This is a genomic window from Actinomadura sp. NPDC023710 (assembly GCF_040639875.1).
Lineage (GTDB): Bacteria > Actinomycetota > Actinomycetes > Streptosporangiales > Streptosporangiaceae > Spirillospora > Spirillospora citrea.
This window is the reverse complement of the sequence record NZ_JBFAGB010000029.1, coordinates 58,050-82,496: the sequence shown is the minus strand read 5'-3', so window position 1 is coordinate 82,496 and position 24,447 is coordinate 58,050. Positions and strand designations below refer to the sequence as shown.

The 24,447-nt window shown below is 73.1% G+C and carries 25 protein-coding genes; 5 read left to right on the top strand and 20 right to left on the bottom strand.

What is annotated here, in order from left to right; translation table 11 throughout:
• Nucleotides 1-123: 123 nt before the first annotated feature.
• From ruvA to pgsA, 12 genes are all read right to left on the bottom strand, one after another.
• Nucleotides 124-732: a Holliday junction branch migration protein RuvA gene (gene ruvA, locus AB0H37_RS29920; RefSeq protein ID WP_179834487.1), complete on the bottom strand. Its 609-nt coding sequence runs from the start codon at nucleotides 730-732 to the stop codon at nucleotides 124-126.
• On the bottom strand, nucleotides 729-1,304 hold the full coding sequence (gene ruvC, locus AB0H37_RS29915; protein ID WP_179838647.1) for a crossover junction endodeoxyribonuclease RuvC: 576 nt from the start codon (nucleotides 1,302-1,304) through the stop codon (nucleotides 729-731). Before ruvC ends, ruvA begins: the two co-directional genes overlap by 4 nt.
• Nucleotides 1,305-1,359: 55 nt before the next feature.
• The gene (locus AB0H37_RS29910; RefSeq protein WP_360616478.1) at nucleotides 1,360-2,511 is read right to left on the bottom strand and encodes a GNAT family N-acetyltransferase; all 1,152 of its coding nucleotides are present in this window, start codon (nucleotides 2,509-2,511) and stop codon (nucleotides 1,360-1,362) included.
• 80 nt (nucleotides 2,512-2,591) lie between these two features.
• Nucleotides 2,592-3,347: a YebC/PmpR family DNA-binding transcriptional regulator gene (locus AB0H37_RS29905; RefSeq protein WP_089316293.1), complete on the bottom strand. Its 756-nt coding sequence runs from the start codon at nucleotides 3,345-3,347 to the stop codon at nucleotides 2,592-2,594.
• Nucleotides 3,348-3,350: 3 nt separating this feature from the next.
• Nucleotides 3,351-3,968: a pyridoxal 5'-phosphate synthase glutaminase subunit PdxT gene (gene pdxT / locus AB0H37_RS29900; protein ID WP_360616477.1), complete on the bottom strand. Its 618-nt coding sequence runs from the start codon at nucleotides 3,966-3,968 to the stop codon at nucleotides 3,351-3,353.
• Nucleotides 3,969-4,196: 228 nt separating this feature from the next.
• The gene (locus AB0H37_RS29895) at nucleotides 4,197-4,811 is read right to left on the bottom strand and encodes a hypothetical protein (protein ID WP_360616476.1); all 615 of its coding nucleotides are present in this window, start codon (nucleotides 4,809-4,811) and stop codon (nucleotides 4,197-4,199) included.
• 141 nt (nucleotides 4,812-4,952) lie between these two features.
• Nucleotides 4,953-5,876, bottom strand: coding sequence for a pyridoxal 5'-phosphate synthase lyase subunit PdxS (gene pdxS / locus AB0H37_RS29890; protein WP_179834484.1), 924 nt, complete (start codon nucleotides 5,874-5,876; stop codon nucleotides 4,953-4,955).
• A gap of 133 nt (nucleotides 5,877-6,009) precedes the next feature.
• Complete coding sequence (locus tag AB0H37_RS29885; protein ID WP_360616475.1) at nucleotides 6,010-7,047, bottom strand: DUF3048 domain-containing protein; 1,038 nt, start codon at nucleotides 7,045-7,047, stop codon at nucleotides 6,010-6,012.
• A 122-nt stretch (nucleotides 7,048-7,169) separates the two neighbouring features.
• Nucleotides 7,170-7,712: a hypothetical protein gene (locus AB0H37_RS29880; RefSeq protein ID WP_179834483.1), complete on the bottom strand. Its 543-nt coding sequence runs from the start codon at nucleotides 7,710-7,712 to the stop codon at nucleotides 7,170-7,172.
• 8 nt (nucleotides 7,713-7,720) lie between these two features.
• On the bottom strand, nucleotides 7,721-8,881 hold the full coding sequence (locus tag AB0H37_RS29875) for a glycosyltransferase family 4 protein (protein WP_329091642.1): 1,161 nt from the start codon (nucleotides 8,879-8,881) through the stop codon (nucleotides 7,721-7,723).
• Nucleotides 8,882-8,891: 10 nt separating this feature from the next.
• A complete protein-coding gene (locus tag AB0H37_RS29870) occupies nucleotides 8,892-9,821 on the bottom strand; it encodes a phosphatidylinositol mannoside acyltransferase (RefSeq protein WP_360616474.1) in 930 nt (309 codons plus the stop codon).
• Entirely contained in the window at nucleotides 9,818-10,480 is a 663-nt protein-coding gene (pgsA, locus tag AB0H37_RS29865; RefSeq protein ID WP_179834480.1) for a phosphatidylinositol phosphate synthase, read from the bottom strand. The genes AB0H37_RS29870 and pgsA overlap by 4 nt, the downstream gene beginning before the upstream one ends.
• Before the next feature lie 354 nt (nucleotides 10,481-10,834).
• On the opposite strand from pgsA, the gene AB0H37_RS29860 reads away from it, so the two are divergent.
• Nucleotides 10,835-13,000, top strand: coding sequence for an elongation factor G-like protein EF-G2 (locus tag AB0H37_RS29860; protein ID WP_179834479.1), 2,166 nt, complete (start codon nucleotides 10,835-10,837; stop codon nucleotides 12,998-13,000).
• 188 nt (nucleotides 13,001-13,188) lie between these two features.
• Nucleotides 13,189-14,046: a polysaccharide deacetylase family protein gene (locus tag AB0H37_RS29855; protein ID WP_329091648.1), complete on the top strand. Its 858-nt coding sequence runs from the start codon at nucleotides 13,189-13,191 to the stop codon at nucleotides 14,044-14,046.
• 26 nt (nucleotides 14,047-14,072) lie between these two features.
• On the opposite strand, the gene AB0H37_RS29850 is transcribed toward AB0H37_RS29855, so the two are convergent.
• Nucleotides 14,073-14,702 (bottom strand): HIT domain-containing protein, encoded by a 630-nt coding sequence (locus AB0H37_RS29850; protein ID WP_329091650.1) that lies wholly within the window; start codon nucleotides 14,700-14,702, stop codon nucleotides 14,073-14,075.
• 188 nt (nucleotides 14,703-14,890) lie between these two features.
• Between AB0H37_RS29850 and AB0H37_RS29845 the strand changes: the two genes are divergently transcribed.
• Entirely contained in the window at nucleotides 14,891-15,532 is a 642-nt protein-coding gene (locus AB0H37_RS29845) for an Asp23/Gls24 family envelope stress response protein (RefSeq protein ID WP_329091652.1), read from the top strand.
• Here AB0H37_RS29845 and AB0H37_RS29840 read toward each other — a convergent pair.
• The 6 genes from AB0H37_RS29840 to AB0H37_RS29815 form a co-directional block, all read right to left on the bottom strand.
• Nucleotides 15,514-16,113 carry a hypothetical protein gene (locus AB0H37_RS29840; RefSeq protein WP_329091654.1) on the bottom strand — a complete coding sequence of 200 codons (600 nt, stop codon included), beginning with the start codon at nucleotides 16,111-16,113 and terminating at the stop codon, nucleotides 15,514-15,516. The two genes, AB0H37_RS29845 and AB0H37_RS29840, sit on opposite strands and share 19 nt — an antisense overlap.
• Nucleotides 16,114-16,220: 107 nt before the next feature.
• Nucleotides 16,221-18,200, bottom strand: a complete 1,980-nt coding sequence (gene thrS, locus AB0H37_RS29835) for a threonine--tRNA ligase (RefSeq protein ID WP_179834475.1) — start codon at nucleotides 18,198-18,200, stop codon at nucleotides 16,221-16,223.
• Between the two features lie 284 nt (nucleotides 18,201-18,484).
• Nucleotides 18,485-19,948: a sugar porter family MFS transporter gene (locus AB0H37_RS29830; RefSeq protein WP_360616473.1), complete on the bottom strand. Its 1,464-nt coding sequence runs from the start codon at nucleotides 19,946-19,948 to the stop codon at nucleotides 18,485-18,487.
• A 48-nt stretch (nucleotides 19,949-19,996) separates the two neighbouring features.
• Nucleotides 19,997-20,629 (bottom strand): class I SAM-dependent methyltransferase, encoded by a 633-nt coding sequence (locus AB0H37_RS29825; RefSeq protein ID WP_179834473.1) that lies wholly within the window; start codon nucleotides 20,627-20,629, stop codon nucleotides 19,997-19,999.
• Nucleotides 20,630-20,690: 61 nt separating this feature from the next.
• Complete coding sequence (locus AB0H37_RS29820; RefSeq protein WP_329091662.1) at nucleotides 20,691-21,194, bottom strand: cysteine dioxygenase family protein; 504 nt, start codon at nucleotides 21,192-21,194, stop codon at nucleotides 20,691-20,693.
• Between the two features lie 42 nt (nucleotides 21,195-21,236).
• A complete protein-coding gene (locus AB0H37_RS29815) occupies nucleotides 21,237-21,323 on the bottom strand; it encodes a putative leader peptide (RefSeq protein WP_360616493.1) in 87 nt (28 codons plus the stop codon).
• Between the two features lie 168 nt (nucleotides 21,324-21,491).
• Here AB0H37_RS29815 and AB0H37_RS29810 point away from each other — a divergent pair, with 168 nt between their 5' ends.
• On the top strand, nucleotides 21,492-22,745 hold the full coding sequence (locus AB0H37_RS29810; RefSeq protein WP_329091665.1) for a sensor histidine kinase: 1,254 nt from the start codon (nucleotides 21,492-21,494) through the stop codon (nucleotides 22,743-22,745).
• 38 nt (nucleotides 22,746-22,783) lie between these two features.
• Nucleotides 22,784-23,458 carry a response regulator transcription factor gene (locus tag AB0H37_RS29805; RefSeq protein ID WP_179834470.1) on the top strand — a complete coding sequence of 225 codons (675 nt, stop codon included), beginning with the start codon at nucleotides 22,784-22,786 and terminating at the stop codon, nucleotides 23,456-23,458.
• 15 nt (nucleotides 23,459-23,473) lie between these two features.
• On the opposite strand, the gene AB0H37_RS29800 is transcribed toward AB0H37_RS29805, so the two are convergent.
• Complete coding sequence (locus AB0H37_RS29800; RefSeq protein WP_360616472.1) at nucleotides 23,474-24,430, bottom strand: NADPH:quinone oxidoreductase family protein; 957 nt, start codon at nucleotides 24,428-24,430, stop codon at nucleotides 23,474-23,476.
• Nucleotides 24,431-24,447: the final 17 nt, after the last annotated feature.

The following is a 24,447-nucleotide window of genomic DNA, read 5'->3' as shown; positions in this document are numbered from 1 at the left end:
CCGGTTCGCTACCGCTCATCCGTGTCTCCCGTGGGAGGCGACCCCCCACACCCCCAGGTTCGCTGCCACTCATCCGTGTCTCCCGTGGGAGGCGACCCCCCACACCCCCAGGTTCGCTACCGCTCATGGCTTGCTGAGCTTCTTCAAGGCCGACCTCAGCAGGGCCGCGACCGGGGGCGTCTCCCCGCCGTCGAGGTCGGCCGCGACCGCGTCCACGGCGGCGTCGGCGTCCCTGGCCGACCAGCCGAGGTTGACCAGGCCCATCTGCACCTGGTCGCGCCACGGCTCGGCGCGGGCCGGCGCGCGCAGGTCGCCGCCGTCGTCGCCGACCGGGCCGCCGAGGCGGTCCCGCAGTTCCAGGACGATGCGCTGCGCGCCCTTCTTGCCGATGCCGGGCACCTTGGTGAGCGCCGTCAGGTCCTCGGTGGACACGGCGCGGCGCAGCGCGTTCGGCGAGTGGACCGCCAGCATCGCCAGGGCGAGGCGGGGCCCGACGCCGCTGGCGGTCTGGAGCAGCTCGAAGACGGTGCGCTCGTCGTCGTCGGCGAACCCGAACAGCGTGAGGGAGTCCTCGCGGACGACGAGGGAGGTCGGCACCTGCGCCTGCTCCCCGACCCGCAGGCCGGCCAGCGTGGTGGGGGTGCACTGCACCGAGAGGCCGACGCCGTGCACGTCGATCACCGCCCCGTCGGGGCCCGCGGCGGCCACCCGGCCGCTGACGAAGGCGATCACTGGACGCTTCCTCCTCTGTTCCGGGCGGCGAGCCGCTCCCGTTCGGCCCTGGCCGCCTCCTCGATCCGCGACCGGTGCGCGTGCGCGAGCCGCCGCTGCGCTCCCCCGCGCCACACGTGGCAGATGGCCAGGGCGAGCGCGTCCGCGGCGTCCGCCGGCTTCGGCGCCGTCTCCAGGGACAGGAGCCGGGTCACCATCCTGGTCACCTGCGCCTTGTCGGCGCGGCCGTTCCCGGTGACGGCGGCCTTGGCCTCGCTGGGGGTGTGCAGCGCGACGGGCAGGCCGCGCCGGGCGGCCAGCAGCATGGCGATCCCGGCGGCCTGGGCCGTGCCCATCACGGTCCGCACGTTGTGCTGGGAGAACACGCGCTCGACGGCGACGGCGTCGGGGCGCAGCTCGTCCATGACCGCCGCGATGCCCGTCTCGACGCCCAGCAGGCGCAGGGCGTGGTCCTCGTCGGGGGCGGTCCGCACGACCGACACGTGCACCAGGTGCAGCCGCTTGCCCGGGGCGCCCTCGACGACCCCGACCCCGCACCGGGTGAGCCCGGGGTCCACCCCCATCACCCGCACGGCCGCTCCTTCGATCATCTGTTCGGCCGCCAACGCTATCAATCCGCGTGGCCGGTCAGAAGTAATCCAGCGAGAACGGCGTGGCCGCGAACACGGCCGTGAGCGCATCGGCGTCCGCGCCCTGGACCAGGCCGACGCGGCGGAGCGTCGACACCGGGATCCCGCAGTAGAGGGCCGACAGGCCGCGCGGGCCGAGGCGCACGGCGCCGGCGTCGGGGGCGGAGCGTTCCAGCCGCCCCTCCCCGTCCTTGATCTCCAGGCGCCAGTGGCCCGAGTTCGCCGGACGCTGCGGATCGTCGATCTCCATCGGGACGCCGGCGGCGACCCCGTCCGGGTAGCCGCGTGCCGCGATCGCGGCGGGCGCGTTGACGACCCGCAGCATCCACTGGGAGCGCTGCACGGCCTCGCTCTCGCGCTCGCGCGGCAGCCAGAGCACCGGGTCCATCGGCGAGACGCAGGCCCGCACGGACTCGGCCGTCGACGAGCCGGACCCGACGATCGCCCACAGCGCCCTCAGCGTCCGCTCGGATGAGGCGACGAGCCGGGCGACCTCCAGACCGGTGTTGCCCTCCGCCCACTGGTAGGAGAGGAACCCGTCCTCGGCCAGGTAGTGGTAGGCGTCGGGGCCGTCCAGGTACACGCGCCACCTCGCCTCCGGCCAGCCGACCGGACCGCAGTCGCGCGCCGTCCGGTGCGCGCGGCCGACCACGGCGGCCACCTCGGCGGCGTCGCCGGGCCCGGCCCTGCGGACGGGGACCCACTCGGCCGCGATCGTGCGCAGGGCCTCGGTGGACAGGTCGACGTGGTGCCAGGCCCCCGCGTGCTCCCAGCCGAGCGACCGGTAGAGCCGCGTCGTGGCCGGATAGAGCATGGCGAGCGGGTGACCGAGATCGGCGCACCGCTCCAGCAGGTCGGCCATCAGGCGGCGGCCGAGACCCCGCCCGCGTTCCTCGGGGGCGACGGTGATCGCGCTGACGCCGGCCGCGGACACCGCCCGCCCGTGCCACCACTGCGTCATGTCGAGCAGGGCTCCCGTGGCGACGACCGTGCCGCCGTCGAGACCGGCGAACTGCCGCCCCGCCTCCGCCGCCTGCCGGACCATGCGGGACCGCCTCGCCCACACCTCGTCGGGCAGCGGCCCGAAGGCGCGGGCCCGGATGTCGCGGACGGCGTCCGCCTCGTCGGGTGCGAGAGCGCGAATCTCCATGATCCAGACCGTATGCGACGGCGCCGACGCGAACGCCGCCGGACCCGGGCGGGCGGCGGCGTTCGGGAGGCGACGGCGCGTCAGGCGTCGATGGAGGCCATGACCTCGTCGCTCACGTCGAAGTTGGCGTAGACCTCTTGGACGTCGTCGGAGTCCTCCAGGGCGTCCAGGAGCCGGAACACCTTCTTGGCGTTGTCCTCGTCGAGCGGGACGGTGACGCTCGGCAGGAACTTGCTCTCCGCCGACTCGTAGTCGATCCCGGCGTCCACCAGGGCCGAGCGGACCGCGACCAGGTCGCCGGCCTCGCTCACGACCTCGAAGTTCTCGTCGTCGAGGTCGTTGACCTCCTCGGCCCCGGCGTCCAGGACGGCCATCATCACATCGTCCTCGCTGGTGCCCGCCTTGGGGACGATCACGACGCCCTTGCGGTTGAACATGTAGGAGACCGAGCCCGGGTCGGCGAGGGAGCCGCCGTTGCGGGTCAGGGCGACGCGGACCTCGGAGGCGGCCCGGTTGCGGTTGTCGGTCAGGCACTCGATGAGCACGGCGACACCACCGGGGGCGTAGCCCTCGTAGGTGATGTTCTGCCAGTCGGCGCCCCCGGCCTCCTCGCCGGCGCCCCGCTTGCGGGCCCGCTCGATGTTGTCGTTCGGGACCGAGTTCTTCTTCGCCTTGTAGATGGCGTCGTAGAGGGTGGGGTTCGCGTCGGCGTCGCCGCCGCCCGTGCGGGCCGCCACCTCGATGTTCTTGATCAGCTTGGCGAAGAGCTTGCCCCGCTTGGCGTCGAGGGCCGCCTTCTTGTGCTTGGTCGTCGCCCACTTGGAATGGCCGGACATCTGTCAATCCTCCTCAGTCGTCCGGCGCACCAGATCGGCGAAGTAGTGGTGCACGCGGAAATCGCCTGTCAACTCCGGATGGAACGCGGTCGCCATGAGGCGCCCCTGGCGGACGGCGACGATCCTACCGGCGTTCGGGCCGCTCTCCGCGCGTCCGAGGATCTCGACGGAGTCGCCGACGGATTCCACCCAGGGTGCGCGGATGAAAACGGCGTGGTACGGCGTGTCACCCATACCGGTCAGCGGGACGGCGGCCTCGAACGAGTCGACCTGCCGGCCGAACGCGTTGCGCCGCACGGTCATGTCGATCCCGCCGATGGTCTCCTGACCCGCCACGCCGCCCCGGATCCGGTCCGCCAGCATGATCATGCCGGCGCAGGAGCCGTAGGCGGGCATGCCCGCCTCGATCCGCTTGCGCAGCGGGTCGAGCATCTCGAACGAGCGCGCCAGCCTCCACATGGTGGTGGACTCCCCGCCGGGCAGGACCAGCCCGTCGACCCGTTCCAGCTCGTCAGGACGGCGCACCGTCACGGTGCGCGCCCCGGCCTCCTCCAGCGCGCGCGCATGCTCGCGCACGTCGCCCTGCAGGGCGAGGACACCGATCGTGGGCACAGCAGTCACGTGGAAACCTTCCGGGGACACAGGAGACGTCTCAACCCTAGACGTTCCTTACAACGCCCCACGACCTGGCCGATCTTCCCAGCGATACCGGGTGCCGACCGACGCCTTCCGCTCCGCAAGCTCCACTCCAGGCGTCGGACACACCACTGTGGGGAACCACCCCCACACCCCCGAAAAGAGCAGCCCGACCGACACCTTCCACTCCGCAAGCTCCGCTCCAGGCGTCGGTCAGGCGTGCCGGAAGCGGCGGACCGGGAGCTCCAGGGGAAGGAAGCCGTCCTTGCCGCGGTCGGCGATGCCGCGGCCGAACATGTGCTCCTGGGCGAGGGCGAGGCCGAACTCCTCGGGGTCGAACGGGAGCGGCACGTCCGGGGCGCCCTCGTCGACGGCGCGCCAGAACGGGCGCTCGGCGGGCAGCCGCTCACCCTGGTCGACGACCACGCCGTCCTCGGCGGTGACGTACACGTCGCGGAGCAGCACGCCCGACTCGTACCAGCGGAACCAGCAGCTGCGGATCACGTTGTGCAGGACGAGGACGCCGCAGTGGGAGCCGGGGAGCGCCGCCGCGGCGGTGTCGGCGATGCGGCGGGCGTCGTCGTCGAGGCAGAACAGCCGCCGGTCGCACAGGAGCAGCGCCCGGCCGAAGGCCCCGACGAACAGCTCGTCCTCGTACGGCCAGAGCGCGAAGTCCAGGACGGTGTCGCCGGTCTCGGTGAGGGCGGCCGCCGGATACAGGCGGCGCGCGATCTTCGCGGCGGCGTCCGGATCGGGCACCAGGCCCGATTGGAACACGTCGGCGGGTTCACCCGCGCTCGCGCACGCCAGCGCGACCGACCAAGCCATGCTCTTCCCTCCCGCGGCCGGGCGCCGGCCAGGGCTCGCCCCCTCCGGCCGCGCCGTCAGCGTAAACCCTCTCGGCGGCCCGTGTGGAGGGGGTACCCACCGATCCGCCCGGCCACCCGGGGCCGGGCGGACGCACCTCCGCTACCAGCCGCGGCCGGCGAACTTCTGGTCCTCGCCGAGGGTGGCGGCGTTGATGCCGACCATGGCCTCGCCGAGGCCGCGGGACACCTTGGCGATCACGTCGGGGTCGTCGTGGAAGGTGGTGGCCTTCACGATCGCCTCGGCGCGCTGGGCGGGGTTGCCGGACTTGAAGATGCCGGAGCCGACGAAGACGCCCTCGGCGCCGAGCTGCATCATCATCGCGGCGTCGGCGGGGGTCGCGATGCCGCCCGCGGTGAACAGCACGACGGGCAGCTTGCCCGCCCGGGCGACCTCCTTGACCAGCTCGTAGGGGGCCTGGAGCTCCTTGGCCGCGACGTACAGCTCGTCCTCGGGCAGGGACTGCAGGCGGCGGATCTCCTGCCGGATCTTGCGCATGTGCGTCGTGGCGTTGGAGACGTCGCCGGTGCCGGCCTCGCCCTTGGAGCGGATCATCGCCGCGCCCTCGGTGATGCGGCGCAGCGCCTCGCCCAGGCTGGTGGCCCCGCAGACGAACGGGACGGTGAACGCCCACTTGTCGATGTGGTTGTCGTAGTCGGCGGGCGTGAGCACCTCGGACTCGTCGACGTAGTCGACGCCGAGGGCCTGCAGCACCTGCGCCTCGACGAAGTGGCCGATACGGGCCTTGGCCATGACGGGGATGGAGACCGCGGCGATGATCCCGTCGATCATGTCGGGGTCACTCATCCGGGAGATGCCGCCCTCGACGCGGATGTCGGCGGGCACCCGCTCCAGGGCCATGACGGCGACCGCGCCCGCGTCTTCGGCGATCTTCGCCTGATCGGGCGTGACGACGTCCATGATCACGCCGCCCTTGAGCATCTCCGCCATGCCGCGCTTGACGCGGGCGGTCCCGGTCTCGGGCGCGGCGTTGTCAGGGGCGGGAGTGGAAGTGGACACGGGCATTCCTCACGTGGACGGACAACAAGTCTTTTCCCATGATATTGCCTGCTCGTACGACCTCTCGACCCGGCAGAGTGTCAGCGAGGGACACCGGCCGCTTACGCAGTGACGGGCGGCGCCGGCCGCCGGGCCGTCGCTAGGGCGTGTAGGGCTTGCCGTCGTTGACGAGCACGACCCAGACCTGGCCGCGGGCGAAGTTCATCGGCTTGCCGTCGGCGGTGGTGTAGGTGGTGCCCTCGCTCTCGGACGAGCGCGACCACTTGGCACCGTAGGCCTTGCCGTCGCGCAGGACGACCGCGCGCCCGTTCCCGGTGGTGTGGATCAGCGGCGTGTAGCTGCCGAGGAAGTCGTGGAACTTCGAGCGGGTCGTCTTGGCGTACTGGACGACGACGGTCCTGCCGCCGAGGAGCCCGCCCTCGGCGGCGCGGTCGGGGCTGCCGCCCCAGCTGGCGAGCCACCGCTTCTGCTTGGCCGACCACGTGAACCCCATGGTCGCGGCGGGCCACCGGGCGGTGAACGACCTGGTGGGCTTGCCGCCGTCCGGGGCGTCTCCGAAACGGAAGCCGATGTCGCGCGGCTTCGCGGCCTTCGGCGCCCGCTTCAGCAGGTTCTTGGGATCGGCGTAGAGGTTGTAGGGGATCCGCCTGTCGCCGGAGCGGAAGTACGCGCCCCCCGCGTTCTCCTGGGAGATGTCGTACAGCGGTGCCTTGCGGATGTACTTCTTCATCTTGCTCTGGACGCCGGAGAACGCGAAGGCGGGACGGCCGAACTGCGGCAGGATGTGCAGGTCGGAGATGCGGGCGCTGCGGACGGGCCCGACCTTCTTCGGCAGCTTGGAGGAGTAGACCGCCATCAGGCGGGTCTCGCCGCCCTCGACCTGCTCGACGTAGACGATGTCGGCGGCCGAGACGCCGCTCTGCGGGAACGCCGGCCGCGTGTTCTCGATCTTGACCGCGAGGACGGGGTTGGTCAGCCCCTTGGCGCCGCCGGTGAAGGGATGCGTCGCGGGAGTCGGCGTCCCGCTGGGCTGGGGCGTACCCGTGCTGCTCGGCGGTGGCGGCGCCGACTTCGCGCCGTCCGAGCCCGAGCAGGCCGACAGCGCGGCACCGAGGACGAGGACGCCCATCCCCGCGGACGTACGCCCCCGGACGGTGGTGCCCCAGACAGATCGCACGATCTACCCCTCCTTTGGACGATCTGCCCGAGAGTAGCGAACGTGGTCTGATGCGCTCGCCGTGCGGTGGTACGGCCGCGCGGGGCTCCCCCGATCAACGCGGCCCGGCGGATCGCGGGCCGTCAGATCCCGGGCGGGTCGTCGTCGATCTCGAAGAAGTCCGGGAGCGGGGCCCTCCCGGCGAGCGGCAGGACGCGGATGAGCAGCTTGCGGCGCGCGACCCGGGCCTGGGAGACGGCGTCGTTGTAGAAGCTGCGGGCGTAGGCGACCTTCGCGGCGGCGGACGACAGCTCGTCCAGGACCGCCCTGCCGTCGCCGCCGCCGCGGGCGTCGAGGGTGTCGACGAACCCGGGCTGGTCGACGGCGGCGCGCAGCGCCCGCGACAGGTCGCTCTCGGCGAACTCGCGGCCCTCGGCGTCGGCGGTGCGGGCCTCGTGGGCGGCGGTGGCCAGCACCAGGCTGGTGGCGGGGTCCAGGACCCGGGAGGCGGCCAGCTCCAGCGTGGCGGCGGCCCGCCGGACCAGCGCGGCGTCGAGCGCGGCGCGGGCCGTCTCGACCCGCACGTGCAGGCGGTCGAGCCTGGTGGCGCGCCACGACACGTACACCACGATCAGGAAGACGACGGCGACCCAGAACAGGACGTCGATGACCCAGTCGTAGGACACGCCGCCCCCTACGCGCCGAGCCCGGACTCGACCACGCCGGCGCGGCCGCCGGTGACGGTCTCGTACACCCGCAGCACGTCGCGGGCCACCGACGACCAGTCGTAGGCCCGCACGGCCGCGCGGGCCTCCGCCGACAGCTGCTTGCGGCGGGCCGGGTCGTCGAGCAGCTCCCCGGCCGCCGCGGCGAGCGCCTCGTGGTCGCCGACCGGGAACAGCATCCCGGCCCGGCCCCCGCGCAGGACGCGGTCGAACGCCTCGATGTCGCTGGCGAGGATGGGCGCGCCCGCGGCCATGGCCTCGGCGAGGACGATGCCGAAGCTCTCGCCGCCGAGGTTGGGCGCGACGAACACGTCCACCGAGTGGTAGGCGCGGACCTTGTCGTCCTCGCTCACCATGCCGAGCACGGCGACGCGGTCGCGGAGGTCGGCCGGGACCCGGGCCAGCACGTCGTCGGCGTCGCCGGGCCCGGCGATCAGCAGCCGCAGCCCGGGGCGCAGGCGGCCGAGGATCTCGAAGGCGCGCAGCAGCACCTGCAGGCCCTTGCGCGACTCGTCCATCCGGCCGAGGAACCCCAGCGCTCCCCCGTCGCCGACGGGCGGCGTGTCCGCGCGGCCGCGCCAGCCGGGCAGCGGCTCCGCCATCGCGTAGCGCTCGGTCGCGACGCCGTTCGGGATCAGCACGGCGCCGCCGCCGAGGTGCTCGACGAGGGTGGTGCGGGCGGCCTCCGACACCGCGATCCGGCCGGTGATCTTCTCCAGGGCGCTCTGCAGGATCGGCGCGGTGACCGACAGCGCCCGCGACCGCTGGTAGGACGCGTGGAACGTGCCCACGATGGGCCCGTCGGCCGCCCAGCAGGCGAGCAGCCCGAGCGAGGGCGCGGCGGGCTCGTGGACGTGCAGGACGTCGAACCCGCCCTCGCGGATCCAGCGCCGGACCCGGCCGGCCGACAGGAACCCGAACGCCAGCCGCGCGACCGAGCCGTTGTAGGGGACGGGGACGGCGCGCCCGGCCGACGCGACGTAGGGCGGCAGGTCGGCGTCGTCGTCGGCGGGCGTGATGACCGACACCTCGTGGCCGAGCGCGATCAGCGCCTCGGCGAGATCGCCGATGTGCTGCTGGACGCCGCCCGGCACGTCCCAGGTGTAGGGGCAGACGAGTCCCACCTTCATCGGCCGGCCCTCATCCTCGGTCGTCCTCGAGGTCGTCCACCCAGACCTTCTGCAGCATGTGCCAGTCCTCGGGGTGGGCGGCGATGCCCTCCTCGAAGGCGCGCGCGAGGTCCTGGGTCATGGCCCGGATCTTCTCCTGTCTGCCGCCCTCGTCCGGCACGGGGATCTCCTCGTGGACCCGCGCCGCCCAGTACTCGCCCTCATACCAGAGTGTCACGGGAATGAGGGCGGCGCCGGTCTGGACGGCCAGCGCGGCCGACACGGCGGGCATCCGGGCGGTGGCGCCGAAGAACTGCACGTCGATGCCGCTCTCGGTCAGGTCGCGGTCGACGACCAGGCACACCGGCCGCCCGGCGCGCAGCCGCTGCGCCATCCGCCCGTAGGCGGAGGCGCCCTTGTGCGCGAGCACCTCCATCCCGAGGCCCTCGCGGAACTCGACGAACCGGTCGAACAGCGAGGCGGGTTCGAGCCGCTCGGCGACCGTGGTGAAGGGGTAGCCGCAGTGCACCAGCCACGCGCCCGCGTGCTCGTAGTTGCCCATGTGGGGCAGCGCCAGGATGACGCCGCGCCCGGAGTCGAGGTTGGTGAAGATCTTCTTCTCGCCGGTGACCCGCATCCGGCCGACGATCCGCGCCCGGTCGTACTCCGGCAGCCGGAAGACCTCCAGCCAGTAGCGGAAGTAGGAGCGGAGCACCTTCTTGCTGAGGATGCGGACCTCGTCGTCGACGGCGTCCTTGCCGAGGACGCGGCACAGATTCCTCTCCAGCTGCCGCACGCCGCCGCCGTAGCGGTGCCACGTGCGGTCGGAGAGCGCGGTGAACACCAGGCGCGCCACGCTCTCCGGCATCTTGCGGACGACCGTCCAGCCCAGGGCGTAGGCGGCGTCGGACACCTCGTCGCGAAGCGACGGCGGCGCCTCTCCGCGGCGGGGCGTGGTCATGGACGCGGCTCCGGCGTCTTCGCGGCCCCGTTCTGCGCACCGTTCCCGGCCCCGGCCTCCGCGCCCGGCCGCGCCTGGGCGTACACCGTGGCGAACCGCTGCCCGACCGTGACGGTGCTGAGCACGGCGAGGCCCCACAGGGCGACCGCGAGGATGTAGGGGACGCCGAGCCCGTCGAACCCGGCCGCGACGAGGACGACGATGAGGCGCTCGGCGCGCTCGGCGATGCCGACGTTGCAGGTGTAGCCGAGGCCCTCGGCGCGGGCCTTGGCGTAGGACACCACGACCCCGGAGACCAGGCAGTACAGGGCGACCCCGGCGAGGGTCTCCTGGTCGCCCCGGTACAGCCCGATCATCAGCCCGGCGAAGATCGCGGCGTCGGCGACGCGGTCCATGGTGGAGTCCAGGAACGCCCCGAACGCGGAGATCTTCCCGGTGACCCGGGCGACCGCGCCGTCGAGCATGTCGAACAGGACGAACGCGGTGATGACCATCGTCCCCCAGAAGAACTCCCCGCGGGGGAACAGCACGAGCGCGCCGGCGGCGACGCCGACCGTCCCGATGACGGTGATGGCGTTGGGCGAGACCCCGGTCCGCGCGACCGCCTGTCCGACGGGGGTGAGGACTCGCCCCAGCGCGGGCCTGATCTTGTTGAGCATCGACGTCCGTTCTCGTGATCATCGGGAGTCGCGGCCACCGGGAGTCGCGCTCACCGGGACCGGCCCCGCCGCGGGCGACCGGCGCTCGCGCGGCGCGCCCATCGTAGTGCGCACGCCGCGGGCCCGCGGCCGGTCCCGGGACCCGCGCCCCGGCGGCCCGCACGGATCACGGTTGTTTGCCGTCCACCCCTTGTGATCCCGGCCATCACGGGAAAGGCTGTTGGCACGGGTGTGACGTCGGTCACGCGCGATGGACAAGGTCGGACGCCGCACTCGGACGTCAGGGCCGGGCCCGCCGGGCCGGGCCCCAGCCGCACGCGGGCCTCCGCGAGAGGCCCGTCCGAGGAGGTAGTCATGGCGGACAAGGGAGGCCACCCGGGAGCCCCCGGCAGGGCACCGGAGGCCGGCGGGTGCGACAAGGTGCGCAATGTCGCGCTGGTCGGCCATTCAGGGGCCGGCAAGACCACGCTCGTCGAGGCGCTGCTCGCCGCCACGGGCACGCTGCAGCGAGCGGGGAAGGTCGAGGACGGCACCACCGTCAGCGACTTCGACGAGGTGGAGGTGCGCCAGCAGCGCTCGGTCAACCTCGCGCTCGCACCGCTGACGCACGGCGACATCAAGGTCAATCTCATCGACACCCCCGGCTACGCCGACTTCGTCGGCGATCTGCGGGCCGGGCTGCGCGCCGCCGACGCGGCGCTGTTCGTGATCTCGGCGGTGGACGGCATCGACGGCCTCACCCGGATGATCTGGGAGGAGTGCGCGGCGGTGCAGATGCCGCGCGCGGTCGTCATCACCAAGGTCGACCAGCAGCGCGGCGACTACGACGACGTGGTCATGGCCTGCCAGGACGCCTTCGGTGAGGGCGTCGCGCCGCTGTACTTCCCGGCCCGGGGCGACGACGGTCTCCAGGGCCTGATCGGGCTCTTGTCGCAGCGCTGCCTCGACTACTCGACCGGCCGGCGCACCGAGTGCGACCCCGATCCCCGGTACCTGGACCAGATCTCCGAGCAGCGCGCCTCGCTCATCGAGGGGATCATCCAGGAGAGCGAGGACGAGACCCTCATGGACCGCTACCTGTCCGGTGAGGAGATCGACGTCAAGGCGCTCATCGAGGACCTGGAGACCGCGGTGGCGCGCGGCAGCTTCTACCCCGTCCTCGCGACGTCGGTCCCGCACGGCGACCACCCCGGCCCGGTCGTCGGGATGATGGAGCTGCTGGAGGTCGTCACCCAGGCGTTCCCGTCCCCCCTCGAACACGGCATCCCGCCCGTGACCCCGGTGGCGGGCGGGCCCCCGAAGGAGATCTCCTGCGATCCGGAAGGGCCGCTGGTCGCCGAGGTCGTCAAGACCACGTCCGACCCCTATGTCGGGCGGATCTCGCTGGTCCGCGTGTTCTCCGGGACGCTGCGCCCCGACACGACCGTGCACGTCTCCGGGCACGGCATGGAGGACCGCGGCCACGAGGACCACGACGTCGACGAGCGCGTCGGCGCGCTCACCTCGCCGCTGGGCAAGACGCAGCGCACCGCGGCGTCCTGCGGGGCGGGCGACATCTGCGCGGTGGCGAAGCTCGGCCGCGCCGAGACCGGCGACACGCTGTCGGATCCGGGCGCTCCCGTGGTGATGGCCCCCTGGTCCATGCCGGACCCGCTGCTGCCGGTCGCGATCCGCGCGAAGTCCAAGGCCGACGAGGACAAGCTGAGCCAGGCGCTCGGCCGGCTCGTCGCGGAGGACCCGACGCTGCGGCTGGAGAACAACGCCGAGACCCGGCAGCTGGTGCTGTGGTGCATGGGCGAGGCCCACGCCGACGTGCTGATCGACCGGCTGCGCGCCCGGTACGGCGTCGAGGTCGAGCGGGTGGACCTGCGCGTCCCGCTGCGGGAGACCTTCGGCGGGACGGCGAAGGGCCTCGGCCGGCACGTCAAGCAGAGCGGCGGGCACGGCCAGTACGGCATCTGCCACATCGACGTCGAGCCGCTGCCGTCCGGCGAGGGCTTCGAGTTCGTCGACAAGATCGTCGGCGGGGTCGTCCCGCGCCAGTTCATCCCCTCGGTCGAGAAGGGCGTCCGGCAGCAGATGGAGCGCGGCGTGTCCGCCGGCTACCCGATGGTCGACGTCAAGGTCACGCTGCACGACGGCAAGGCGCACTCGGTCGACTCCTCCGACATGGCGTTCCAGGCCGCCGGGGCGCTCGCGCTGAAGGACGCGGCGGGTCAGGTGCCGATCCTGCTGCTGGAGCCCGTCGACGAGGTGGAGGTTCTGATCGCCGACGAGTACGTGGGCCCGATCATGTCCGACCTCACCTCGCGGCGCGGCCGGGTGCTCGGCTCCCAGGCGGTGCCCGGCGGACGCACGATGATCAAGGCCGAGGTGCCGCAGTTGGAGATCGTCCGGTACGCGATCGACCTGCGGTCGATGTCGCAGGGGACCGGCACGTTCAACCGCGGCTTCCTGCGGTACGAGCCGCTCCCGTCGCATCTCGCCGACAAGGTCGCCGCCGACTCCAAGGACGGCTGACCGCCCGCGCCCGCGGACGGGGCCCGGCGCGGGCCGGGCCCCGTCCCCTCCGCCACGGTGACGCCCGGCGCCCGCGGACGCGACCTCGGGGGGAGCCGGGCTCATCCCGCAGGGTGACCCTCGATTCGGCCGCAGGGCCGATGATCAGGGCGGGTCCGCGGTGGCATCGTGGACGCACAATGGAAAACGTGGACGACCCCCGGAGTCCGGCCGCCCCCGGACGCCGGGCGTTCATCAAGGGGTTCGGTCTGGCGGCCGCCGGAGCGGTCACGCTGGGCGCGGGGGCGGAGGCGGTCGGCGCCGTGGTCGGGTCAGGGAACCCGCCCTCGTCGGCGATGGCGGTCCCCATCGCCGGTCCGTGGCGGCCCGGGAGCGCGCACGTCGACGTGGTCTGGGGCGTCGACACCGCCCAGAAGCTCGTCGCCCTCACCTTCGACGACGGGCCGATGCACAACTGGACGCCCATGGTGCACGACATCCTGGACGCCGAGCGGGTCAAGGCCACGTTCTTCCTCGTCGGGGAGCGGCTCGTCCGGCACGCCCGGCTCGTGCACGGGCGGATGGACCGGCACGAGGCCGGCAACCACACCTGGCAGCACCAGGACCTGTCGCGCCTCTCCGACGAGCGGGCCCTGGAGCAGCTGCGGCGCGCCCACAACGCCATCGGGCGGATCGTCGGCAAGGAGCCCCGGCTCCTGCGGCCCCCGTTCGGCCATCTGGGCGGGACCACGCTGAGCGCCGCGTGCCGGTTCGAGTACGACATCGCGCTGTGGTCGATCAAGATGCTGGAGAAGACCTACGAGGACGACCCGCCGGCCCTGGTGGACTACATCGTCGGCAACACCGGGCCCGGCACGATCCTGCTCGCGCACGACACCGGCCACCACGACCGCCTGGTCGCGCTGCGCAACCTCGTCCCGATGATCCGGGGCCTGCGCGCCAAGGGCTTCGAGTTCGTCACGGTCTCGGAGCTGATGAGCGCCTCGCAGGCCCCGCCAAGCCCGCCGGGCGACGTGGGACTGCGGCGCGCCGCGCCCCCTGCCTAGGCCCGCCGGCCCGCCCGGGCGGACGGTCAGGCGTCGTGCGGCCAGGCGTCGGCGAGCATCTGGCGGGTGTCGCGCAGGAGCTGCGGCAGCACCTTGGTGTGCCCGACGACCGGCATGAAGTTCGTGTCGCCTCCCCAGCGCGGGACGACGTGCTGGTGCAGGTGGGACGCGATGCCGGCGCCGGCGACGAGACCGAGGTTCATGCCGACGTTGAAGCCCTGCGCGCCGCTCGCCTTGCGCAGCGCCGTCAGAGACCGCTGCGTGAACGTCGCCAGCTCCACGTACTCCGGCTCTTCGAGGTCGGCGTAGTCGGCGACGTGCCGGTACGGGACGACCATCAGGTGCCCGGAGTTGTAGGGGTAGAGGTTCAGCACCGTGAACACCGACTCCCCGCGGGCCACGACGAGCCCCTCCTCGTCGGTCATCTTCGGGATCTCGCAGAACGGGCAGCCGTCGCCCGATCCCCCGCCCGTGGGCTTGTTCTCGCCCTTGATGTAGGCCATACGGTGCGGGGTCCAGAGCCGCTGGAAGTTGTCGGGCGTGCCCGCGCCGCCCCTCTGCTCCTCGAAGCGGGGCGTGCGCTCGTTCCCGGCACCGGCCCCGGGCGCGTCCTCGCGCCCCTGCTGCACCACGGACTCCTCCGGCTCTGCGCTCAAGGCGGCGGTCTCCTTTTGTTCACGGCCTGACCAGCAGCATAGAGAGAGACGCCCTCGGGCCTGTAGCCGGGATCCCTTAGCATGGCCCGTCGGCGGGTCTTCGGACGCGCCCGCGATCCGGTGCCTGCGTGACGTTCCGCGCGTCGCTCCGACACCATGGTCACCCGACCGAACCACAGGGAGCGATCATGACCGGGCTCGACAAGCGCCAGACCGGGAACGCCGAGCAGGGACCGGGGGCCGGACCCGGACCGCGGTTCCCCGGGGCGCCCGCCGGCCGCCCGGAGACGGACCCTCCCCCCGGCATGCCGTCGCACGGCACGGTCTCCCCGGGCACGCCGTCCCCGAGCATGCCGTCGCAGGGCGCGCCGATCCCGGGGATGCCGCAGGGGGCGCCGCTTTCCGCGCCTCCCGCGACCGCGGCACCGCAGTCGGTCCCGCCCCCGCGGGGCGTGCTGTCGTCGGGGCCGAACGCGGTGCCGATGACGATGCACGGCTCATCCGGCGACCTCAGCGCGCCGGTGGACGGCCGCATCACGATCGGCAACGCGGTGATCGGGAAGATCGCCGCGTTCGCCGCGCTGGAGGTGGAGGGCGTCGCCGGCCTCACCGTCCAGGACGAGCCTGCCGCGACGGGCGTGCGCGTCGTCCAGAACGACGACGAGGTCACGCTGGACGTCGCCATCGCCGTCGAGTACGGCCTGGTGATCAAGGACGTGGCGACGAAGGTGAAGGCGAACGTGGCGCGGGTGGCGGGCATGATGCTGGGGACGCGGGTCGCCGCCGTCAACGTGTCCGTCGAGGACGTCCGTCAGGCGGCGCGGGCGTAGCAGTTCTGCATGCCGCCCCCCACCGAGATCGTGGTGACCTTGACGCGCTCGACCAGTTGCGGCGCGACTCCCGTGAAGTGGAACGTCTGCGGCCCGCCGCTGCGCACGGTGGTCTGCTGGGCCTTGGGCTCCTGCCCCCGCAGCGACAGCTCCGCCCGGATCGCTCCGCTGGCGGAGACCGCGATGACGACGTCCACGCCCGTGGCGGTGGCCCGGTAGTACGCCGTCCCCTTCGGGCAGGCGGCGACGCCGCCCGAGCCGTTCTGGGGAGGGATCTGCGGTCCGCCGCCCTGGCCGCCGGACCCGCCGCCTCCACCGCCCGGATAGGGCTGGCCGCTCCCGTTCTGCTGCGGGGCGGGGTCGGTGGGGGTCACGGGCAGGCCCCCGCCTCCGGGAAGGCCCGTCTGCGCGCCCGGCGCGGACGGGCTCGCCGTCCCGCCGGCGGCGCCCTTCGTGCCGTCGTCCATCAGGGGCATGAGGAGCACGATGACGGCGGCTGCGACGAGCGCCAGGGTGCCGGTGTAACCGGCGATCCGGAGCCAGAGCGACCGCCCCCGCCGCCCCGGCCTCCTGGACTTCATCTCCGCTGTCTCCCCGGTCCCTCGAACGTGATCGATGAGGCTACCAACTCCGGGCGCGCGCCACTTCCGGGCCGCGCTCGCGCGGGGCGGGCACGACCCGGCGGGGCTCAGATCTGCACGCGGGTCCGCACGGCCTCGACGATCTCCTCGACCGCGGCGTCGATCGGGACGCCGTTCTTCTGCTCGCCGCTGCGGTACCGGAACGACACCGCGTCCTTGGCGACGTCGTCGTCGCCCGCGATCAGCATGTACGGGACCTTCTGCTTCTGCGCGTTGCGGATCTTCTTCTGCATCCGGTCGGAGGAGGCGTCGACCTCGACGCGCAGGCCGTGCTCGCGCAGCCGCGCGGCGACCTTCTCCAGGTGCGGGGCGTGGGCGTCGCCGATCGGGATGCCGACCGCCTGCACCGGCGCCAGCCACGGCGGCATCGCGCCCGCGTAGTGCTCCAGCAGCACGCCGAAGAACCGCTCGATCGACCCGAACAGCGCCCGGTGCAGCATCATGGGCCGCTGCCGGGTGCCGTCGGCCGCCTGGTACTCCAGGCCGAACCGCTCGGGCTGGTTGGGGTCGACCTGGATGGTCGACAGCTGCCAGGTGCGCCCGATCGCGTCCTTGGCCTGCACGGAGATCTTGGGGCCGTAGAACGCCGCGCCGCCCGGGTCGGGGACGAGGTCGAGCCCGGTGGCCTCGGCGGCGTCGCGGAGGGCGGCGGTGGCCTTCTCCCACATCGCGTCCGAGCCGATGAACTTGTCGGACTCGTCGCGGGTGGACAGCTCCAGGTAGAACTCGTTCAGGCCGTAGTCGCGCAGGAGGCCGAGGACGAAGTCGAGGAGCCGCTTGATCTCCTCGCCCATCTGGTCCTCGGTGCAGTAGATGTGCGCGTCGTCCTGGGTCATGCCCCGCACGCGGGTGAGGCCGTGCACGACGCCCGACTTCTCGTACCGGTACACCGACCCGAACTCGAACAGCCGCATCGGCAGCTCCCGGTAGGACCGGCCGCGCGCCCGGAAGATCAGGTTGTGCATCGGGCAGTTCATCGGCTTGAGGTAGTAGTCGCCGCCGTCGACCTCCATGGCGGGGAACATGTCGTCCTTGTACCAGCCGAGGTGCCCGGAGGTCTCGAACAGGTGGCCCTTGGTGATGTGCGGGGTGTTGACGAACTCGTACCCCTCCTCCTCGTGCCGGCGGCGCGAGTAGTCCTCCATCACCTTGCGGACGGCTCCGCCCTTCGGGTGGAAGACGGCGAGGCCGCTGCCGATCTCGTTCGGGAAGGAGAACAGGTCGAGCTCGGCGCCGAGGCGGCGGTGGTCGCGCTTCTCGGCCTCCTCCAGGAACCGCAGGTACTCGTCCTGCTTCTCGCGGGACTCCCAGGCGGTGCCGTAGATCCGCTGCAGCTGCGGGTTCTTCTCGCTGCCGCGCCAGTAGGCGCCGCCCGAGCGCATCAGCTTGAAGGCGGGGATGACCCGGGTGGACGGCAGGTGCGGGCCGCGGCACAGGTCCTTCCAGCGCAGCTCGCCGGACTTGGCGTCCAGGTTGTCGTAGATGGTCAGCTCACCGCCGCCCACCTCGACCTCGGCGCCGTCGGCCGCGTCCGGGCCGGCCCCCTTCAGCCCGATCAGCTCCAGCTTGTAGGGCTCGTCGGCGAGCTCGGCGCGCGCGTCCACGTCGGAAATGGGACGGCGGGAGAACCGCTGCCCCTGCTTGACGATCTCGCGCATCCGCTTCTCGATGCGCTTGAGGTCGTCGGGGGTGAAGGGCTCGGGGACGTCGAAGTCGTAGTAGAAACCGTTCTCCACCGGCGGGCCGATGCCCAGCCTCGCCTCGGGGAACAGCTCCTGGACGGCCTGCGCCATCACGTGCGCGGCGGAGTGCCGCATGATGGCCCGGCCGTCGCCCGAGCCGATCTCGACCGGCTCGACCGCGTCGCCGTCGCGCAGCTCGCCGGCGAGGTCGCGCAGCTCGCCGTTGACGCGGGCGGCGATCACGGTGCGGCCGTCGGCCTCCAGTGCCTGGCCCGCGGTGGTGCCCGCCGGCACCGCCCGCTCGCTCCCGTCGAGGGTGATGCGCAGCTCAGACACGGTGGACACGGGTACTCCTCGCGATGATGGGTCGGGGTCAACGGGGTCCGATGCTATCGACTCGGGGTGTCCCCCGGACGCATCCGGTTCCATCCGCCGCTCCTCTCGGTCAGTGGAGGGCCCGCGGCGTCCCCGGACGGCGGAAGGGCCCCGGGGATCGCTCCCGGGGCCCTTCCGCGTGCAATGTCAGGACATGCCGCAGTCGCGCCGGGAGTGACCCGGCGTCGTCGTCTCTGCGAGCGCGTGCGGCATGCGTCCACTGTAACCGATGGGCGGGCGCGCGGCCCGGCCTTTCACGCGCGGGACCGCGGGGAGGCGAGGCCGTCCATGTCCTCCAGTTCGCGTCCCCTGGTCTCGGGGACGGCGCGCAGCACGAACAGGAACGCCAGGATCGAGAACAGCGTGTAGAGGCCGTAGGCCAGGCCGAGGGAGAAGCCGGAGATGCCGGGGAACGTCGTGGTGATCACCCAGTTGGCGAGCCACTGCGCGGCGGCGGCGACGGCCAGGGCGGACGCCCGGATGAAGTTGTTGAACATCTCGCCGAGCATCACCCACACGACGGGCCCCCACGTCGCGGCGAAGGAGGCGACGAACACGTTGGCGGCGACGAGCGCCACGGGACCGGCGACGCCGCCGAGGTCCGGCTTGCCGTCCACCACGGGGGCGGTCGCGAAGCAGACCGTGAGGGTGCCGAGGGCGACCGCCATGCCGGCGGCACCGGCCAGCAGCAGCGGACGCCGCCCGATCCGGTCGACGAGCGCGATCGCGACCAGCGTGAACGCCACGTTGACGATCGAATTGATCACCGAGGTGAGCATCGCGTCGTTCTCGGAGAAGCCGACGGCCTGCCACAGCGAGGAGGAGTAGTAGAAGATCACGTTGATGCCGACGAACTGCTGGAACACCGACAGCAGGATCCCGGCCCACACGATCGGCATCAGGCCGAGCCGGTCGCCGCGCAGGTCCCCGAGCCGGACGGGCCGGTCCACGGCGATGGACCGCCCGATCTCGGTGATCTTCACGTCCACGTCGCCACGGCCCATCACGCGCCGCAGCACCTGCCGCGCGCGGGCCGTCTCGTGCTTCTTGACCAGGTAGCGGGGCGACTCGGGGATCGTGGTGGCGATCACGCCGTACATCACGGCCGGGACGACGGCGCTGGCGAACATCCACCGCCACGCGCCGCCGCCCCAGGGGAACGTTCCGGTCGCGCCGCCGTCGGACACCCGCGCGATGACGTAGTCGACCACGAGGGCGGCGAAGATGCCGAGCACGATCGCCATCTGCTGCAGCGAGCCGAGCCGGCCGCGCAGCTCGGCCGGGGCGATCTCGGCGATGTAGGCGGGGGCGATCACCGACGCGGCGCCGATGGCGAGGCCGCCGACCAGCCGCCAGGCGGTCAGGTCGACCGCGCTGAAGGCCAGCGCGGAGCCGAGCGAGCTGATCACGAACAGCCCGGCGGCGATGAGCATCACCCGCACCCGGCCGATCCGGTCGCTCAACGGCCCCGCGAACCAGGCGCCGGCGGCGCAGCCGAGCAGCGCGGCGGAGACCACGAAGCCGACCGCGAAGCCGCCGAGGCCGAACTCCTTCTTGAGCGCGTCGACCGTCCCGTTGATCACCGAGGAGTCGTAGCCGAACAGGAACCCGCCGAGGGCGGCGGCTCCCGCCAGCAGGGCCGCCACCGCCGCGGAGTGCGACGTCCCGTCCTCGAGGTGCTCGTCCGCCTGCCCCGGTCCGCTGCCCACTCCCGTCATGGAGCCCGATCTTCCCCGGGAGCCGGACCTTATGCGGGCGCCGTCCGGTCAGTCGCGGACGGCGATTCCGAGCACGTGCGGCGAGGCCGGGTTGGCCCGGCTCGGCTCCGGGAACTCGAACCGCCGCTCGCCGCGCACCGTGAACCCGCTGCCGGCGATCCACTCGCTCGTCGGGCGTGTGACGTGGCAGCCTGCGGCGAAGAACGGCCACAGCACGTCCGCGTAGCGCTGGAAGCGCACCTTCCCGGGGGTGCTGCCCCGCACGTGCTCGTAGTAGCGCAGCTCGCCGCCCGGCTTGAGGACGCGCCGCAGCTCGGCCAGGGCCCGGATGGGGTCCCGGACCGAGCACAGCACGAGCGACGCCACCGCCACGTCGAACGACGCGTCGTCGAGGTCGAGGTCCTCGGCCAGCCCGGGGCGCACCGTGATCGGGACCGGCGCGCGGTCCGCGGCGTGGGCGGCCTTCGCACGCAGCCGCGGCTCGGGTTCGACGGCGACGACCTCGGTGACCTCGGGCGGGTAGTGGCGGAAGTTGGCCCCGTATCCGGCGCCCACCTCCACCACGCGGCCGGACGCTCCGGCCAGCAGCTCCGCGCGGCACGCGTCGCCGCCCGCCTTGGCGCAGCCGGCGTCCAGCCGCGGATAGAGGCGGGCGAAGATCGGATGGCTCAGGTCGGTCATTCCCGCAGTGTCCGCCGCCCCGGCGATCACCGCAAGATCAGCGCTCCCGGGCGGCCGGGCCTCACCAGTCGGCGGCGGACTCGTCGACGAGCCGGACCAGGCCGCCGCCCGCGTCCACGTCGTATCGGCGCATCGTGCTGAGCGGCGGCGAGTAGACGTGGACGCTCACGGCGGGCGCGTCCGAGGTGTTGCGCACGTCGTGGACGTAGCCGGGCCCGAAGGAGCGGGCCTGCCCGGCGCCGACGCCGTGCGCGGTCCCGAGCCGGCGCGCGGCGTTGGCGCGCTGCTCCTCCAGGGTCCCGAGGGCGACCGCGAACGCGCCCGCGGAGTCGCCGTGGTCGTGGAAGCCGGTGGACTGGCCGGGCAGCCAGCTGATCAGCCATATCTCGTGGTCGGCGTCCTGGTGGACGCGCTCGTACCAGCGCCCTCGCGGGTCGAGCCGGACCCGGAGCAGCCACTCCCCCGGGTCGGTGGCGAGGCCGCGCGCCCGCTCGGCGAGGCGCCGGGGCGTGAAGGGGGCGCCTTCGGGCGCGGGCACGGTGAGGCCGGTCGTGGTGACGGTCATGCGGTCGCTCTCCTAGCGGTGTGCTGCCATTCCTCGTCGCGCTCAGCGGGACGGGCGGCGACACAGCGCGCTGGCCTGGCGGCGCAGGTCGACATGCAGGCGCTCGTAGCGAAGTCCGGAGATCGGCACGAGGACCAGGGTGGCGCAGATTCCCTATAAAGTCAATCGGAAATAGCCGTTTACCGCCCCTCCGCACCGAGGAGGGCACTGCCCAGGGCTGATACCCAGGGGCTGGATCGGATCTCCCTCCCCGGGGTCAGGCCGCCTGGGCGCCGGGGGTTCTAGGCTCACAGCCAAATGAACGATCCAGACCGCCCCGCGCCCCCGGGCCGCACCCGGCTGGCCGCCGGCGTCCGCGCCGCCCTCGTGCCGGGCCGTGACGAGCCGGCCGTCACCCTTCTGCCCGCCCACCCCGCGCTGCGCTTGCCGATCCTGCTCATCCTGACGATGCTGGCCCTCGGCTTCACCGCCGGGGCCATCGCCATCTCCATCACGCAGTACCGGGTCAACGCCCAGCTGGCCTGGCCTCTCGGCGCGCTGCAGGCGATGCCCCTGCTGTTCGCGGCCCGCTGGCCGCTGGCCGCCTGGCGGTTCGCGGCGACGGGCCTGCTGCTGACGGTCTTCGTGCGGCACGGCGAGGGCTTCATGCCGTGGCCGGTGACGGCGATCCTCGCCCTGATCGTCATCCTGTTCTTCGTCGGCATCGGCGCCGCCCGGCAGACCACCGTCGGCGTGGGCGCGGTGACCATCGCCGGCGTGCTGGTGCCCGCCGTGCTGTTCGGGATGCCCGGCTGGTTCGGCATGATCCTCGCGGCGATCGCGGCGGTCACGCTGACCTTCGGCGACGCGGTCGGCGGGCGGCACTCGGCCGTGGAGGAGCTGCGCCGGCGCGAGGAGCAGCACCGGCGCGACCTCGCCCGGCAGGCGGTGCTGGAGGAGCGGGCCCGCATCGCCCGCGAGCTGCACGACGTCGTCGCCCACCACATGTCGGTGATCGCGATGCAGGCGGAGGCCGCCCCCTACAAGATCCCTGAGCTGCCGGACGCGGCGCGGCAGACGTTCGAGGTCGTCCGGGACGCGGCCCGCGAGGCCCTCACCGAGACGCGCCGGGTCGTCGGGCTGCTGCGCGCCGACGACGAGGGCGCCGAGCGCGCCCCGCAGCCCGGCCTGGAACGGCTGGACGACCTGGTCGGCGCGGCGCGCCGCTCGGGGCTGGCGGTCGCGAGCGCCGTCGTCGGGATGCCGCGCCCCCTGCACGCCGGGGTCGACCTGTCGGCGTACCGGATCGTGCAGGAGTCGCTGAGCAACGCGGCCCGGTACGCGCCGGGCTCCCGGGTGCACGTCGAGGTGCGGTACAGCGCCGACATTCTGACCGTGTCGGTCACCGACGACGGCGCCCGCAGCACCCCGGAGGAGTCGCACGGCGGCGGCCACGGCCTGGTCGGCATGCGCGAGCGCGTCGCGATGCTCGACGGCAGCCTCGACGCCGGTCCGCGCGAGGGCGCCGGCTGGTCGGTCGTCGCCGAACTGCCCTACGGCGATCCGGACTAGTCCGGGCGAGCCGACCACCCGGCCCGTAGGGTTGTGCCGTGACGATTCGGGTGCTGATCGCCGACGACCAGGTGATGATCCGCGACGGGCTCGCGGCGCTGCTGTCCTCCGATCCCGGGATCGAGGTGATCGGGCAGGCGGGCAACGGCCGCGAGGCCGTGGAGATGGCCCGCAGGCTGGACCCGGACGTGGTCGTGATGGACATCCGGATGCCGGAGATGGACGGCCTGGCCGCCACCGCCGAGCTGGCCGGCTCCCCCGACCCGGACGCGGACCCTGCCGGCGCGCGGCCCAAGGTGCTCATGCTCACGACCTTCGACCTCGACGAGTACGTCTACGAGGCGCTCGGCGCGGGGGCCAGCGGGTTCCTGCTGAAGGACGCCTCGGCGGCGGACCTGGTGAACGGCGTGCGGGTCGTGGCGGCGGGCGACGCGCTGCTCGCCCCGTCCATCACCCGCCGGCTGATCGGCGACTTCGCGCGCAGGCGCCGGCACCAGCGGCCGAGCCCGAAGGCGACCGCGGGCCTGACGCCGCGCGAGCTGGACGTGCTGCGGCTCATGGCGCGCGGCCTGTCCAACGCCGAGATCGCCGCCGAACTGGTGCTGGCCGAGCAGACGGTCAAGACGCACGTCGGGCACGTGCTGACCAAGCTCGGGCTGCGCGACCGCACCCAGGCCGTCGTCTACGCCTACGAGAACGGCCTCGTCGGCTGACGGCCGGGCCGCGGCTCAGCGCGACGGGTCGAGGACGAGTTTGCCGGTGGTGCGGCGGGCGCGCAGGTCCTCGTGGGCCTGCCGTACCTCCTTGAGCCCGTACTCGCCGCCCGCGACGACGCGGATCCCGCCGTCCGCGGCGAGGGCGAAGAGCTCGTCCAGCGCCCGGCGCATCACGTTGCCGGGGAGCTGGAAGACGTGCGCCAGCCACATGCCGGAGATCGTGGTGGAGTGCGACATGAGGGTGGCGGGCCGGACGGGCGAGGGCTCCGTGCGCGACGCCATGCCGTAGAAGGCGAGGCGGCCGAACGGGGCCAGGGCGCGCAGGCTCTGGTCGGTCACCGTCCCGCCGGTCATCTCCAGGACGGTGTCGACGCGCCTGCCCTCGTTGGCGTCGATCAGCGCCCGGGTGAGGTCGGGCACGCCCGGGTCGATCGCGACGTCGGCCCCGAGGTCGAGGGCGAGCTGCCGCTTGCGCTCCGACGAGGCGGTGGCGATGACCCGCCCGGCGCCCCAGGCCTTGGCGAGCTGCACGGCGATCGTCCCGACCCCGCCCGCGGCGGCGTGCACGACGACGGACTCGCCGGGCTCCAGGTGGACGCTGCGGCGCAGGAGCACCCACGCCGACGCCCCCTGAACGATCATGCCGAGGGCGGTGACGTCGTCGATCGCGTCCGGGACGTCCCAGGCCAGCGCCTCGGGCGCGACGGCCTTCTCCGCGTAGCCGCCGGTGCCGACGAGCGCGACGACGCGGCGGCCGTCGGGTGTGGTGCCCACGACCTCGCCGCCCGGCACCATCGGCAGCGTGGACTCCGAGAGGTAGCTGTTCTCGGCCTGGTGGGTGTCGGCGTAGTTGACGCCGGCCCGCGAGACGTCGATGAGCAGGTGCCCCGGCCCGGCGGCCGGCTCGGGAAGCTCGGCGACGGTCAGGACCTCCGGCCCGCCGAACTCGGTGATCTGTATCGCGCGCATGACTCTCCTCAGAAGCT

Coding starts and splice junctions, on each gene's coding strand:
- pdxS (WP_179834484.1), bottom strand. CDS start 5,876: ATGCCCGTGTCCACTTCCACTCCCGCCCCTGACAACGCCGCGCCCGAG.
- AB0H37_RS29845 (WP_329091652.1), top strand. CDS start 14,891: ATGACCGGGCTCGACAAGCGCCAGACCGGGAACGCCGAGCAGGGACCG.
- AB0H37_RS29895 (WP_360616476.1), bottom strand. CDS start 4,811: ATGGCTTGGTCGGTCGCGCTGGCGTGCGCGAGCGCGGGTGAACCCGCC.
- AB0H37_RS29830 (WP_360616473.1), bottom strand. CDS start 19,948: ATGACGGGAGTGGGCAGCGGACCGGGGCAGGCGGACGAGCACCTCGAG.
- AB0H37_RS29905 (WP_089316293.1), bottom strand. CDS start 3,347: ATGTCCGGCCATTCCAAGTGGGCGACGACCAAGCACAAGAAGGCGGCC.
- AB0H37_RS29875 (WP_329091642.1), bottom strand. CDS start 8,881: ATGAAGGTGGGACTCGTCTGCCCCTACACCTGGGACGTGCCGGGCGGC.
- AB0H37_RS29860 (WP_179834479.1), top strand. CDS start 10,835: ATGGCGGACAAGGGAGGCCACCCGGGAGCCCCCGGCAGGGCACCGGAG.
- AB0H37_RS29820 (WP_329091662.1), bottom strand. CDS start 21,194: ATGACCGTCACCACGACCGGCCTCACCGTGCCCGCGCCCGAAGGCGCC.
- AB0H37_RS29910 (WP_360616478.1), bottom strand. CDS start 2,511: ATGGAGATTCGCGCTCTCGCACCCGACGAGGCGGACGCCGTCCGCGAC.
- AB0H37_RS29800 (WP_360616472.1), bottom strand. CDS start 24,430: ATGCGCGCGATACAGATCACCGAGTTCGGCGGGCCGGAGGTCCTGACC.
- AB0H37_RS29840 (WP_329091654.1), bottom strand. CDS start 16,113: ATGAAGTCCAGGAGGCCGGGGCGGCGGGGGCGGTCGCTCTGGCTCCGG.
- AB0H37_RS29825 (WP_179834473.1), bottom strand. CDS start 20,629: ATGACCGACCTGAGCCATCCGATCTTCGCCCGCCTCTATCCGCGGCTG.
- pgsA (WP_179834480.1), bottom strand. CDS start 10,480: ATGCTCAACAAGATCAGGCCCGCGCTGGGGCGAGTCCTCACCCCCGTC.
- AB0H37_RS29810 (WP_329091665.1), top strand. CDS start 21,492: ATGAACGATCCAGACCGCCCCGCGCCCCCGGGCCGCACCCGGCTGGCC.
- AB0H37_RS29870 (WP_360616474.1), bottom strand. CDS start 9,821: ATGACCACGCCCCGCCGCGGAGAGGCGCCGCCGTCGCTTCGCGACGAG.